Origin of the sequence: Fructobacillus sp. CRL 2054, from assembly GCF_028764065.1 — a bacterium.
In the GTDB taxonomy this organism is placed as follows: Bacteria; Bacillota; Bacilli; order Lactobacillales; family Lactobacillaceae; genus Fructobacillus.
The window spans coordinates 14,267-27,594 of sequence record NZ_JACOFN010000016.1 but is presented as its reverse complement, the minus strand read 5'-3'; the positions used below and the strand labels follow the sequence as shown (position 1 = coordinate 27,594).

Here is a 13,328-nt window from a genome sequence, read left to right as displayed (position 1 = left end):
AATGGCATCTTTGAATTCCTGTGAGTAACGTGGCCTTTTAGTCATGTGCTGATTTCCTTTTTAGTCTTGGGATAATTATACAGTGGACGATGCATAAAATCTGTCCATTTTATCAGCATACGAGCACAACGCTTTGTTCCGTTTCCTTTAGGCTATCAGGGTCAACCCCATCGATTTCTTCAAAGAAACGCTTCTTATCTTCACCCGCTTGCTTCATAGCCTTCTTGGCTTCTTCACGATCAGCAACCGTTGGCTTTTGGTATGGCGCTTCCTTCTTAGGGTCAGCGAGACTTTCAATCTTAGAAAGGCCGTTTGTCAATGCGTCGCGAAGAGCCTGTTTGTTTTGCGCAGCATTAATTTCTGCCATCGCATCGTTCACAATCATCTCCAAAAGATTGCTTTGTTCCTTGAGAGACTTCGCATCCACGTGTTCAATCTTCTTCATGGCATTCAAACGGTTCTTAGCCGAAGAATCAATCGCATCACGGGCGTTTTGACGGTCAATATCTGAGATTGGTTGGTATGCCAATTCTAATTCAGGTTCAGCCACTGTATCCAGGGTAGCGAGTCCATATCTCAAGGCGGACTTGACTTCTCCCTTTGTCTTGGCAGAGTCAATTGACTGATTAGCGACGTCAGCGACCGCCTCCAAGCGAGCATCCTGTCGGTTCAATGAATCTTTATCCACGTGCTCAATGGCAGCAAACTTTTCCTTCTTCAACTGTAGGGCATTAGCTAAAGTCTGCTTTGCCGCAGCCTTATCAGCCGCCGTTGCCTCATCATAATCATTATTACGTACCGGCAACGCAACGTTCTTAATAGCAGTGATTCCTTCTTCCTTCACCGCAACCAACTGATCATAAGTCTTACTTTCATCAATTGAATGCGTATAGTCACTCACAAGGGCGTGAACCTTCGCGCTCTGCTCAGCCAAACTTTCAGGGTCAACGAAGTCAACCTTCTTAAACTCAGCCAAACGGTCATCAGCCGCATCCTTCAATTCAGTAATCGCCTTATCCTTTTCTTCTTGAGAAAGGTAGAGGTTACGAATCTTATTCAATCCTTGGTTCGTTTCTTGACCAATTTGGTTCAAATAATCTTGAAGGCTCTGCTTAGCACTTTCTTCTTCAGCATGAAGATAGATACCAGACAAATTCTTCAGGGTTTCATCTTGAATATCTTGAATGGCTTTGACATAGTCATCTTTTTGCTTATCATCTAAGTCCTTGGCATCGGTAATCATCAAACGATAACTATAGGCCGTGTCGTTAATCTGTTGGTCACCTTGCTGACGGGCTGCTCGGCGCATCGCAGCGTCCAAATCTTGACGAGTAATCACAGACTTTTGAATTTCCTGCATGTTCTTAACAGCAGCATCCTGTGCGACAAAGACGTCTTCTTCACTTTGAGCCTTTTCTAGGGCCTGGTTAGCTGATACCAACACATCGTCAATCCGATGAATGAAATCAACAACCTTTTCATCGGCTACCTTCGGCGTCAAATCTTGCACCGTTAGCTTAATAAAGTCCGCCTGTTCCTTAATATGGTTATAGGCAATCGTCCGCTTACGGTTCAAATCAACACCATCTTCAGCAGAACGTGTTGCGACAGCGTGTTGAATCACTGTCATCTTAGTTGGTCGCAGGGCGATCCGTCGACCATCAGCCAGTGTCATTTCACCGTTATAGTAAACGGTAAATGGACGATCGTAGATGGCAAAGTCATCGGCACTCGTCTTCTTTCCCTCTGGATCAACAGACTTCACTAGTTTCAAAGACTTCACGGCGTCCGTTTCATGGAAACCATTCTCATCAAGGAGAACATCCCCTGTAAAGTAATCAATCACACGGTCAAAACGGTCACGTTCTGCATAGAAATCTTCACCAGGCTTCAATTCAACTGTTCGATGGTCGATGTCAGAACCAGGAAGGACCTGCTTCACGCCATCAACTTCTGTCCACTCGGCCTTAGAAGAATCAATATTCTTTGTATTATATTCGCCCTGGTTATCAAAAAGTGAAATATAGGCACGCCAAGTATTAAGGTCCCCTGTTAACTGAGGGTTATCATGAATCTTATTGCGATCAATAACAATGTCTTTTCCAAGATTACCGTTCGCGTACTTCTCCTTCTTTTCTGATAGCATGCTGTTGGCATCAAGCGCGTTCATTGATAATGATAAACGGCCATCTGGATTAGGTGGAATCTGTCCCTTCGTCAAGACCTTGTTGGGACTATCATCAGCGTAGCCAGCCATGGCCTTTGAATTAGCGGAATCCTTTCCGTATGCAGCTGCCATTTCTTCTGAAGACATGTTTCCCTGGTAACGGTTCAAATCGAAATTCAAGTAACCATAGGCACCACCAACAATATTTCCACCCCATGAAAGGGCGTTCATGAAGAATTTTGTCAGCATAATCTTTGCTTGCAAGAAGAGCGAGTCAAACTTATCCAAGTTATCCCCTCGAACGAGTAGGTACATACCACGAGGGTCTTCCTTCAAATTCGTCTTGATGTCCTTTGGATAAAGCGTGATTGGGTAGAAAGGACTATCCACTCCCTTCGTCTTCAAGTTCGTACCGTATTCTTCGTTAATCTTGTCCAATACAGAACCCATTAACAAATCAATCACGGAACCGGCATATCCAGAAATTGGAATACCCGCTGAAGAGGAGATAATATCGCGAATTCCAGGAATTCGGTTTAAGATTTCATCAACAGACAAGTTCACGTTGAAGTCTATTTGCGCACCAAACTTCGACTTATCCAAGTTCATCGCCTGAATAACAGTGTTTGGGTCGGTTCCCTCAGGTACTTCTAGACGCAAGTAAATACCATACTGACCACTATCGTAACTTTGATTCACAGTAGTGTCGATGGCACCAAAAGTCAGTAAATTCGTAATTGCTTCGAGCGTACGGCTCAACTGACCCAAGTAATAGGTTGGGTTAAGTAAGGAACCGTTCGTTGACTGAATCACCGCATAGAATGGGAATCCACCAGAGAAACTCAATGAATTATTTTCAGGTGTATAGTTTGTCTTCGTTCCCTTGTAAGGGGTTCCCATGATTGAAAGAATCCGGTCAGCGACATCTCGTACCAAAGTCTCATCGGTAATTAAGCGCATGTAAGAAACGTTTGAGTAATCGTTTTCCTTACCACCATAGCCAAAGAATGAATAGGATGGCACATCAAACTTCATCTCACCAGGCTTCTTAACGTACTCTTGGTTGTAATCTAACTGTCCCTCACCTGGATAGGCCAAGTTAGGTAAGAACCCGCCCAAAACATTTACCAATTCTTCATAAGAACTCGTCTTTGTCATTTCATACAATGGCTTCAGAGGATCATTATTTGGATTTGTTGAATAAGGCTTCTTAGCCAAATCATCCTTCACCGTGTCTAAAATCTGCCGGGCGACGTCAGCCAAATGCGCCTTATCTTCATCGGTCAATGGAATATCAGATTGTGGTAACGGCGTTTGATCAGCCTGGTGGGCATCCGTCAAAACTTTCGCCACATCATCACTAGTTGGCTGATTGTTATCGCCATCCAATGGCAGCACCTTGGCTGGTTTTTGACTATTCTTTGCCTCACCATCCAGTGTTGCAACCTGACTAGGCTGCTTATCTTGTTCACCTGCTCTTACCGCTAAGGAATCAACACTAGCCGATGCTGTACTCGCTACTGCATCTGAAACTTGCTGATTCTTCGGCTCCGAAACAACAGAAGAAGCCTTATTTTCCACTTGATTCTTTCCATCAGCAGTCTTTGTAGGTGAAAATTGCTCGTTTTGGCTTTTAACTGGCTGGCTAATACTTAAATCATCAGCAGCCGCTGTTACACGATGACGAGCATCAATCTCAGCAATACCAGTTGAAACAAAAACGGTGGACGCAATTAACCAAGTTCGCTTGGATTGCGCGATTGTCATTAAATTATTTTTCTTAATCATTTACGTTCATCCTTTTATTTTTCTTTTCGACGTCTTACCGAAAGTATATCCGAGAATATCCAAAAAATAAAATTAGTGAAAATTAATTTAAATAATTAAAAGATTATATTGGTATAAAATGTATAATATCTTTATTTATATCAAAAAGTCGAATTAATTGGATTATTTAAAATAAATAAAATATAAAAATCAAACGGCAATCCTAAATAAAAAATAAAAAAGACTGCCGCAGCAGTCTTTTTAAAAAGTAAAGAAAATTCGTAAAAAATTCACTATACCAATTTATTTTAAAATTATTTTTTAATTGGCTTCGCCCAGTACTGGAAATAGTCCACTCGGAGCTGACCGTTATAAAGCTTACGCTTCTTCGTTGCCTTTTGACCATAGACTTTTTCAAATGACAAATCAGAGGTCAAAATGTACTTGGACCAGTGCGTCAAAGGCTTGTAGAGCTCACCCATTGTCTTGTACAAGGCTTCGGCAGCATCCAATTCACCCAAACGTTCTCCATATGGAGGGTTAGCAACCAAAACACCCTGTTCAGTTACTGGATGCCAATCTGCCAAGTCCAAGGTTTCAAAGGTAATATCCTGTGACAACCCAGCGTGCTTGGCGTTTTCCTTGGCGATCTTCACCATGCGTGGGTCGATATCGTAACCGTGAATATCCAATTCTGAATCGTAGTCAGCCTTATCTTCGGCCTCATCACGAATCGTATCAGAAAGTTCATGGTCAAACCAATCCATCTTTTCGATGTCAAAAGATCGGGTCAAACCAGGCGCCAAATTACGGCCAATCAAGGCTGCTTCAATCGCAATTGTCCCTGACCCACAAGTTGGGTCGACAAAAGGTAAGTCCTTACGCCAGTTCGTCAACAAGATCAACGCTGCCGCAAAGTTTTCCTTCAAAGGAGCCGCCCCCTTTTCGACACGGTAGCCACGTTTGAACAAGGAAGGTCCAGTCGTATCCAAAGTCAGCATAACCTGGTCCTTTGAAATCATTACTTCCAACTGTGCGAAGAAGCCGTTTTCAGGCAAACGTGTGCGGACGTGGTAGGCCTCTTGCAACTTCTGTACAATGGCCTTCTTCGTAATTGACTGCACGTCAGGAACTGACTGCAAAATCGACTTATGTGAACGACCGGCCACTGGGAACTCAGAATCGTAGTTCAGGTAATCTTCAACAGGCAGTGCCTTAATTCCCTGGAAGAGTTCCTCGAAGGTCTTGGCTTCAAAGGAGCCAATCACAATTTTGACACGATCGGCCGTGCGTAACCAAAGGTTAGCGCGCATGATGTCGGCCTGTGTTCCTTCGAAGAAGACGCGGTAGTTATCGACGCGAACGTCATAGCCCATGTCCTTTAACTCTTGGCCAACGACTGATTCTAAACCAGCCGCTACGGTGACCATGATTGTATATTTCTTTTCCATTATTTTCCTTTATAATAAAACTTATTATGAACGTTTTTGACTTTTTCTCACTGACAACTTACATCGACCGCAAGACACCGCTCTACGGACAGGTAGACGATAATCGAGATAACATCCAGGCAATCACTTCCCTGCGCTTTCTTGGCGACGATAGCAAAGTCGCATTGGTGCTTAGCCCAAACGGTCGGCCACTTTCACTCGAACAGGTCCAAACCAGGCTATCACAAGTTGGTGATAAAGCCAGTTTTTACTGTTTGATTGATAATCAAGCACGTCCAGTTCTTGGCTTCCACCAGGACCATGACGGTAAAATTGTCATCAAATAATCAAAACAGGCCGAAGCAGCCCACTCCAATCTTATAAGTCATCCAACTTAAAGATTGGCACCGTTGGCTGCTTTTTTGCTGTCTGCTGACCAGGTGATTGCCGTCCTTGACCCCCCGCTGACTTACTTGCATCGTAAGTAACGCCACGACGGCGCTCCTTTGCCAGTTGCACCGCCTGGGGTGAAGTCAAATTCGACTTCTTCCAGTTAATCAAGATGGTCTCGATGTAACGTAGTGAACGAGCGTTGTTGGCAATCGCTTCTTGGATGGCCAAAATCATCATGTTGGGATCGAAGTGCTCGACATCGAACCACTGGTTGATGGTCTGCAATTCCATTGGTGACAGCTGACGACCAAACTCCCCCTGCAAAACTCGAACCACTTGACGCCGACTCTGCTCGCCGGCAGAGACAACCGGGTTATCCTGGTTTACTCGCTGACCGGCTAAGAGCTTATCAAAGAGCGGAGTAAAATCAAAGTACTCCTGCCGGTTACCAAGATTTTGGACCGTCATCAAATCGAGCTGAACAAAGCGCTTGATGCGCTCCGTCAATGCCTGCTCCGTGACTTTCATTGTCGCTGCCAAAGCGGCTAAGCTAGCTTGATCACCCTGCTTTTGCAAGCGGGAAATTTGCAAATAAATGACCAAATCGTCGTTATCCATGCCGATATCTCGGTAATGGCTCAACAAATAGTTATAAACAGTCGTCTGACCTGCGTTAATTAAGGCTTTAACACTCTCTTCCATATCAAACCTCATTTTCGTAGAAAAGCGCCCAAGACAAACTTGGACGCTTTTACTCTGTTCATTAAGGGCGTAGACGGTTCATTGTACGTGGGAATGGGATGGCCTCACGGATGTGTTCTTCACCCGTTACGAAAGTCACCATACGTTCCAAACCAAGACCGAATCCTGAGTGAGGAACTGAACCGTACTTACGCAAGTCCAAGTACCACTGGTACTCTTCAACACCCAAGCCGTCGTTGACAATACGTTCCTTCAAGTAATCGTAATCCGTGTCACGTTCTGATCCACCGATGATTTCACCGTAGCCTTCTGGGGCCAACAAATCGGCAGAAATCACGACGTCTTCACGTTCAGGATGGCGCTTCATGTAGAAGGCCTTGATTGCCTTAGGGAAGTTCACAACGAAGACGGGCTTTGAGAAGTGGTTGGCCAAGAAGGTTTCTTCAGGTGAACCGAAGTCAACACCCCATTCAACATCAAAGTCGTTGTCTTGCAACAACTTGATGGCATCATCGTATGAGATACGTGGGAATGGCAATTGCGTGTATGACTTCAACAATTCCTTATCACGCTTCAACATGTCCAACTCTTGGTCGTTTTCTTCCAAAACCTTTGTAATCAAGAAGGCAACGTAGCGTTCTTGCAATTCCAAAGATTGTTCTTGGTGGAAGAAGGCCATTTCTGGTTCAATCATCCAGAATTCGTTCAAGTGACGACGAGTCTTTGACTTTTCGGCACGGAAGGCTGGTCCAAACGTGAAGACACGTGAGAAGGCCATGGCCCCTGCTTCAGCGTAAAGCTGACCAGTCTGTGACAAGTAGGCGTCTTGTCCAAAGTAATCCGTTTCAAACAATTCAGTGGTTCCTTCAGGAGCAGAACCGGTCAAGAGAGGCGCATCCAACTTGATGAAGCCTTCCTTGTTAAAGAATTCGTAGGTCGCCGCGATGATGGTGTTACGAATCTTCAAAGTAGCGTATGGCTTGATGTGGCGAAGGTACAAGTGACGTTCGTCAAACAAAAATTCCGTTCCGTGTTCCTTTGGCGTAATTGGGTAATCGTGTGATTCACCAATGACGTCGATTTGATCAATCTTAATTTCGTAACCAAAGTCTGAACGGGCGTCTTCATGGATGACACCATAAACGTACATGGATGTTTCCTGCTTCAATTCCTTAGCAGTTTCAAAAACTTCTTCAGGAACATCAGCCTTGGCAACAACACCCTGGAAGAATCCAGAACCATCGCGCAACTGCAAGAAAGCCATCTTTCCAGAACCACGCTTGTGACGCAACCATGCGCCAATCTTTACGCGTTGGCCAACGTACTTGGCTGCGTCCTTAATTTGAATCATCGGAATCGTTTGCTCTGTCATACTATTGTGGGGCAAGCCCCTCCTCCTTCTATTATGTACGGCCTAACGGCCAGATTATCGATTATTTGATGAAGCGTTCAATTCGCTTCAAGGCTTCGTTCAGCGTTGCCTGATCCTGAGCATAGGACAAACGCAAGTAGCCTGGCATCCCGAACCCTTCGCCGGCTGGTAGCGCGACTTTTTCGGCATCTAAAAGCTTGTCTGCAAATTCCAGCGTCGACGAGATTTGCATGCGGTCCAAGACGTCTTGATCCACCTTGATAAAGAAGTAGAAGGCGCCTTCTGGCTTTACGGCCAGCGTCAAACCATCAATTTTCTCAATCAAAGAATAGGTCGCGTTCAACCGGTCTTCAAAAGTCTTCCGCATCCCCTCGACCACTTCCTGGCTCTCCGTGACCGCCGCTTCAGCCGCAGTCTGAGCCGCTGCCGTTGGCCCAGAAGTCATGTGCCCCAAGAGCTTGCTCATATTGGCAACCACGCTCTCATCGGCCAAAGCCCAGCCAATTCGCCAGCCGGTCATGGAGTAGGACTTGGAAACCCCATCCACGACAATGACTTTGGAATCAGCCAAGGTCTTCAACTTCATGGCAGATGTAAAAGTCGCACCGTTATAAACTAAGCGACCGTAAATCTCGTCAATCATGATAAAAACATTGTGTTCTTCGGCCCAGTTTAGCAAGCCCAAGATTTCCTCTCTACTGTATAAAATACCAGAGGGGTTCGTTGGGTTGTTCACCATAATCAGCTTAGGCAACCGGTCCAAGGCGTCCAAATCAGACACCCGTAACTTGCCTTGCATCTCATCGCCGACAGCTACAAAGTCTGCCCCGGCCATGTTGACCTGTTCGGCGTATGAGACCCAGTAAGGCTTAGCCGAAACGACCAAGTCACCAGGATTGACCAAAGCCTGCACCATCGCGTACAAAGCCATCTTAGCACCAGTCGTCACAACGACCTGGTTAACGGATAGCTCCTGCCCGGTTAACTTCTTCGCCAGGTCAACGATGCCTTGTCGCAGGGAAAGGGTCCCAGAAACCGGCGTATAAAACGAAGTCTTCCCCGTTTCAATGGCTGCAATCGCCGCCTGTGCGATGGATTCCGGCGTCTTGAAGTCCGGTTCACCCATTCCCAAGTTAATCACGTCTTCACCAGCCGCCGTCATGGCCTTCGCCTTTTTGGAAACGGCTAAGGTCGCAGATGGATGAACAGACTGGGCTAGGGTTGAAAATTCACTTTCTTTTAACATCGAACGCTCCCCTTAAATTCCGTTTACAGCACGGTAAATTGAACCGTTCTTATAATCCATGGTCAAATAGTTCAAGCTACCATCCTTGGCCTGGTATGAGATTTCCCAAACTAAGGCACCTTGGTACTCAGATAGGTTAGCGGAATAAACCTTCTTAGGATGGTAGTCAGTCTGAAGTTTTTGCTTTAACTCCGCCTTTGAAATCCCATTACCGTAATCAAAGACTTGAACCTTTCCCTTCTTACCGTGAATAATGGCGACCTTGCTCTTGCCCTTTTCAGAACCAAGAACAGCGTATGTTGCCCCATCGCGGTAATCAACCGTCATATCATGTAAATCCGTCAAACTGGTTCTTTGTGAAACGACCGTTTGGACATTACTCTCGGCCTTGGCCATTGGGCGCAAAGCCATATAAGCATAAAATGCAAAGGCTGCAAAGATTAAGACCGCAATCGTCACTAAAATGGCGATGAACTTCGACCAGGAAAATCTCTTTGGCCGGGCCATATTGACCATTAAGTTGTCATGTCTTTCCATGGTAACCTCACAAAATTTGCTCTACTGTTAAATATTATAGCAAAAATCATCCCCATACAGAACGAATTTCACGACTCTTTCTGCAAAAGTCCCCCAGTCTTTTTCTTTTTTAATAAAAATCTTTTCAACCCAACAACCACAAAAGAAAAAAGACAGTTTTCACTGTCTTTTTCAATCGATTATTTTACTTTCAACAGACCAACTTTAACGAGTCGTCGACCTGGATTTAAGATTTGCAAATCATCCTTCACCGCTTGTACTTGCTTTTGACTAAGCGAAGCTAACAATAGTGAATTTGAATTCTTCTGCAAAGCCACGACTAACAAACGTAAATCTTCCATCTCCAACCAGCGGTTTGCCCGTGGCAAAACCGCAACTTCAGGCAAAGGAAGACTCTGTTCAAATAGGTCCTTCAGGTAATCCGGTGTCACAACCAGGATGGATTGATCCTCGCCAGAGGCCTGCCAGGCAGCCTTTTTCAAGGGAGCCGACAAGTCCTGACCATAAACCATGTAGTCATCGCCATACTTATTAGACAACTTGTAGTACCAGTGCTTAACAGAATTGAAATCCTCGGCAACGAAAAGCAAGTGCTTCCGTCCCGCTTCAAAGGCTGCTTGAATCTGCTTGTCTTCGTTTCGTTCAGCCGACAAGACCGTCTTCAACTTCAAATTACGTTCGGCTCGCTTCACCTTTTCGCCAATTTCTGGCTGAGCAATGCCCCGTGGCACTGACTCTAAGAAAGTTTTCAAACTTTCGGGATAGAAGGACGAGATAGCAAGCAGCTTGCTGACCTGCTTCAAAAAGTACTTCTGGTAAAAGACGTCTTCTTTGACAGCAAAAGTCAGGTTCTGCTGGCCACGTTCATCATCAATCGTCCAGTAGGTTTGATCGATAATTTCCTGGTGCGCAGCTAGCCAAGTTAATTTCGAACGTTGCTCTTTCAGAGTCGTTACTAACAGTTTCGTGTACAGCTTCGTTTTATTTGCTAACTCAGAAATGGCAATCAAGCGGTCCAAGATGGCCTTGGCCGCCTTCAAAGCATCCTTTTCAGTCAAATTCTGATCAATCTTTTGGCAGGCCACCGACCAATTATGCAGGTTAACCTGCCAAACACCCCGTCCCTTTGCAGGTAACTGGGCAGCCTGATCAGCTAAGCGTGCCACCTGGTCTTGGTAAAAGCCAAGTGGCAAAGTCAATCCGATGCTATCCTGAATGGCCTCTTTTATTCCGACTGGCTTTTCCAAAATAACGGATGGCTTTTCCTTCCTTTCTTGGGCGGCTGTTAACTCACGTCCCCATGAAAAGAAGGTATCGTAGGTTGCGAGTACAACGTCTGCTCCCTTCGCCGCCGCAAAGGCGTTCTGGAAGACTTCGGATTGCTCGTCGGCCGCAACTTCTGATAAATCAGGATGGGAACGAATCCCACGTGGTAGTTCCGCAAAGGCAGCCGTTGGCGTTTCGGACAACCAAACCAAAATCTGTGCCTGCCAAAAGGCCCCACCCTTTTCACGAGCCCGCTTAATAGCCGAGCGGAACTTACTATCATCGAGGTAGCCCGATGGTTGATACAAGGAAACAAAGCATAGGCTTTGATTTGGCAGACGTTCTGCCATTTTCTTCAGCAGGTCCTTTTGGTGAACAATTAAGGATAAATCGTCCGTTAATAACCAGTTCGTTTTACGACGTTTCGTATAGAAAAGCGGCAACAAGTAAGAAACCGTCTTCTTCAACTGTGGGCTCGTTTGCCAAACTGCCACTTCGTGCTTGGAACTATCGATGAAGGCCTTCACACTGTTCATGACCTCGTTGCGCTGCTTATCAATTTCGAGGTCAGACCCGAGCGCAGCGACTTTATCAGAAATCGATACTGGATAAGCTGCTAACTTTTCAGCTGGTTTCTTATGGTCAAGCATGCGGAAACGGTGTTGCGTTTCTTTCCGCTTCTCAACCATTTCCTGTACCCGCTGGTTGACCATTGCCCCTTCAAAGGTCCCCTTGGACTTCGAAGCCATCTTCAAGAAGTCCTGGCTCTGGCGGAGCAGGTTCCAGTCAACTGACAAGAGCGTTCGCTTTGTCTTTTCTGGTAAGGCCTGGGCCTTCTGCCATATGGCTAACATCAAATAGGCCGTCGCTTCGGCATCAGCGTTGGCCCGGTGAGCCTGCGTCAATGGCAGATCCAGATAGTGGGTCAAATCAGATAGCCGGTAACCCGGCGCCGTTGGGAAAAGAATCTGGGCCAATTGAACCGTATCAATGGCCTGCAGGTCGAGCTCTGGCAAGCCGACGCGGGCAAACTCAGCGTTCAAGTATGGCAAATCAAAGTTCACGTTGTGAGCCACAAAGACCTGTCCCTGCAAAAGTGCCTGTAAGGATGGCGCCAATTCCTCAAAGAATGGGGCATCCTTTACATCAGCTGGCGAGATATGGGTCAACTGCTGAATCTTTTTATCGATTGGCTGAGCAGGGTTCACAAAGGAATCAAAGTGCTCCACGATTTTTTTATTTTTAACAAAAGTCATCCCGATTTGGATAATGCGGCCACCGTTTTCAACGGATGGTGAGGTTGTCTCCAAATCAACGATAACAAAGGCGGCTGATTCTTTCATCAGGACTCCTTTCAATACTCGTTAGGCCTTTATATCAATTAGATATTACGAAATTAATCCGAAATCTTCTAATTAAGATGAAAAGGACCGTTCGATGCCATTTTACACTACTTAGACCTGTGCGGTACAATATGTTTATTAATTGGAGTCTTTAATATGAAAAATCATAATATCGGAACCGGGCGTTCACACGCCAAGGCCATCCTTATTGGGGATCACGCAGTTGTCTATAATCAGCCAGCTGTGGCCATCCCCCTTTTAAATCTAGAAGTTTCCGCTACCTTTCAAAGTCTTGAAAAGGGTCAAACATTAATTTTGGCCGGCCAGGCAATCGAACTCTCCGAACTTGGTGCTGACCTCGAAGGTATTCGTCAACTCATCGTTGCCCTCTTGGAAGACCAGAATCTCGGTCAAAAGGGCTTCCTCCTTGAAATTGAGTCCATCATCCCACAGGAGCGTGGTTTCGGTGCATCGGCTGCCTTGGCAACCGCCATTACCCGGGCCTTCTTTGCTTGGCAGGAATTGCCACTTAGCGATGACCAATTGGCACACTATACGTCGCTAGCCGAAAACATCTCCCACGGTTCGCCTTCGGGCATCGATGCAGCAACTGTTTCAGCCGAAGAACCCGTTTGGTTTCAAAATAAAGTCTGTTCAACCTTTGAAACAGACCTCGATGCCACTCTCGTTCTAGCAGACACTGGTGTGCGCGGACAAACCGTTCGTGCTGTCAACATTGTCCGCGAGCAACTCAAGGTCAACTACGACGCTTCCTGGGCTGCCATCGAGCATTTAGGTAAGTTAGCTTACGCCGTAAAGGAAGCTCTAGCTGAAAACGACCCCGTCACACTGGGTCAGCTCTTCACTTCAGCCCACCAGGACTTGCAGGCCTTACAGGTCTCTCATCCAAAGCTGGATAAGCTGGTTTCAGCCGCTATTGATGCCGGCGCACTCGGTGCAAAACTAACCGGTTCCGGTATTGGTGGTGCCATGCTGGCATTAGCCGACAACGATGAAGAAGCAGTTCAAATTGCCGAAGCCTTGCAAAGGGCCGGCGCACAAGAAACTTGGATTCAACCGCTCTAAACCATCCCCACTACCCTGC

Annotated in this window: 9 protein-coding genes; 2 read left to right on the top strand and 7 right to left on the bottom strand. The window is 46.0% G+C overall.

Features of this window, described 5'->3' with window-relative positions:
- Window positions 1-112: 112 nt before the first annotated feature.
- Both H7198_RS06790 and H7198_RS06785 read right to left on the bottom strand, forming a co-directional pair.
- Entirely contained in the window at window positions 113-3,955 is a 3,843-nt protein-coding gene (locus H7198_RS06790; protein ID WP_274458988.1) for a DUF1542 domain-containing protein, read from the bottom strand.
- A gap of 293 nt (window positions 3,956-4,248) precedes the next feature.
- Window positions 4,249-5,385 carry a THUMP domain-containing class I SAM-dependent RNA methyltransferase gene (locus H7198_RS06785; RefSeq protein ID WP_274458987.1) on the bottom strand — a complete coding sequence of 379 codons (1,137 nt, stop codon included), beginning with the start codon at window positions 5,383-5,385 and terminating at the stop codon, window positions 4,249-4,251.
- 26 nt (window positions 5,386-5,411) lie between these two features.
- Here H7198_RS06785 and H7198_RS06780 point away from each other — a divergent pair, with 26 nt between their 5' ends.
- Entirely contained in the window at window positions 5,412-5,711 is a 300-nt protein-coding gene (locus H7198_RS06780; protein ID WP_274458986.1) for a hypothetical protein, read from the top strand.
- 31 nt (window positions 5,712-5,742) lie between these two features.
- On the opposite strand, the gene H7198_RS06775 is transcribed toward H7198_RS06780, so the two are convergent.
- From H7198_RS06775 to H7198_RS06755, 5 genes are all read right to left on the bottom strand, one after another.
- Window positions 5,743-6,459 carry a DnaD domain protein gene (locus H7198_RS06775; protein ID WP_274458985.1) on the bottom strand — a complete coding sequence of 239 codons (717 nt, stop codon included), beginning with the start codon at window positions 6,457-6,459 and terminating at the stop codon, window positions 5,743-5,745.
- Between the two features lie 61 nt (window positions 6,460-6,520).
- Entirely contained in the window at window positions 6,521-7,831 is a 1,311-nt protein-coding gene (gene asnS, locus H7198_RS06770) for an asparagine--tRNA ligase (protein WP_274458984.1), read from the bottom strand.
- 61 nt (window positions 7,832-7,892) lie between these two features.
- Entirely contained in the window at window positions 7,893-9,077 is a 1,185-nt protein-coding gene (locus tag H7198_RS06765) for an aminotransferase class I/II-fold pyridoxal phosphate-dependent enzyme (protein WP_274458983.1), read from the bottom strand.
- 12 nt (window positions 9,078-9,089) lie between these two features.
- Window positions 9,090-9,614: a hypothetical protein gene (locus tag H7198_RS06760; RefSeq protein ID WP_274458982.1), complete on the bottom strand. Its 525-nt coding sequence runs from the start codon at window positions 9,612-9,614 to the stop codon at window positions 9,090-9,092.
- 179 nt (window positions 9,615-9,793) lie between these two features.
- Window positions 9,794-12,223, bottom strand: a complete 2,430-nt coding sequence (locus H7198_RS06755; protein WP_274458981.1) for an exonuclease domain-containing protein — start codon at window positions 12,221-12,223, stop codon at window positions 9,794-9,796.
- A gap of 156 nt (window positions 12,224-12,379) precedes the next feature.
- On the opposite strand from H7198_RS06755, the gene mvk reads away from it, so the two are divergent.
- Window positions 12,380-13,309 carry a mevalonate kinase gene (mvk, locus tag H7198_RS06750; protein ID WP_274458980.1) on the top strand — a complete coding sequence of 310 codons (930 nt, stop codon included), beginning with the start codon at window positions 12,380-12,382 and terminating at the stop codon, window positions 13,307-13,309.
- Window positions 13,310-13,328 lie beyond the last annotated feature (19 nt).

Excerpts from the sequence above, each read along its gene's own strand:
- H7198_RS06790 (WP_274458988.1), bottom strand. The coding sequence starts at position 3,955 with ATGATTAAGAAAAATAATTTAATGACAATCGCGCAATCCAAGCGAACT.
- H7198_RS06785 (WP_274458987.1), bottom strand. The coding sequence starts at position 5,385 with ATGGAAAAGAAATATACAATCATGGTCACCGTAGCGGCTGGTTTAGAA.
- H7198_RS06780 (WP_274458986.1), top strand. The coding sequence starts at position 5,412 with ATGAACGTTTTTGACTTTTTCTCACTGACAACTTACATCGACCGCAAG.
- H7198_RS06775 (WP_274458985.1), bottom strand. The coding sequence starts at position 6,459 with ATGGAAGAGAGTGTTAAAGCCTTAATTAACGCAGGTCAGACGACTGTT.
- asnS (WP_274458984.1), bottom strand. The coding sequence starts at position 7,831 with ATGACAGAGCAAACGATTCCGATGATTCAAATTAAGGACGCAGCCAAG.
- H7198_RS06765 (WP_274458983.1), bottom strand. The coding sequence starts at position 9,077 with ATGTTAAAAGAAAGTGAATTTTCAACCCTAGCCCAGTCTGTTCATCCA.
- H7198_RS06760 (WP_274458982.1), bottom strand. The coding sequence starts at position 9,614 with ATGGAAAGACATGACAACTTAATGGTCAATATGGCCCGGCCAAAGAGA.
- H7198_RS06755 (WP_274458981.1), bottom strand. The coding sequence starts at position 12,223 with ATGAAAGAATCAGCCGCCTTTGTTATCGTTGATTTGGAGACAACCTCA.
- mvk (WP_274458980.1), top strand. The coding sequence starts at position 12,380 with ATGAAAAATCATAATATCGGAACCGGGCGTTCACACGCCAAGGCCATC.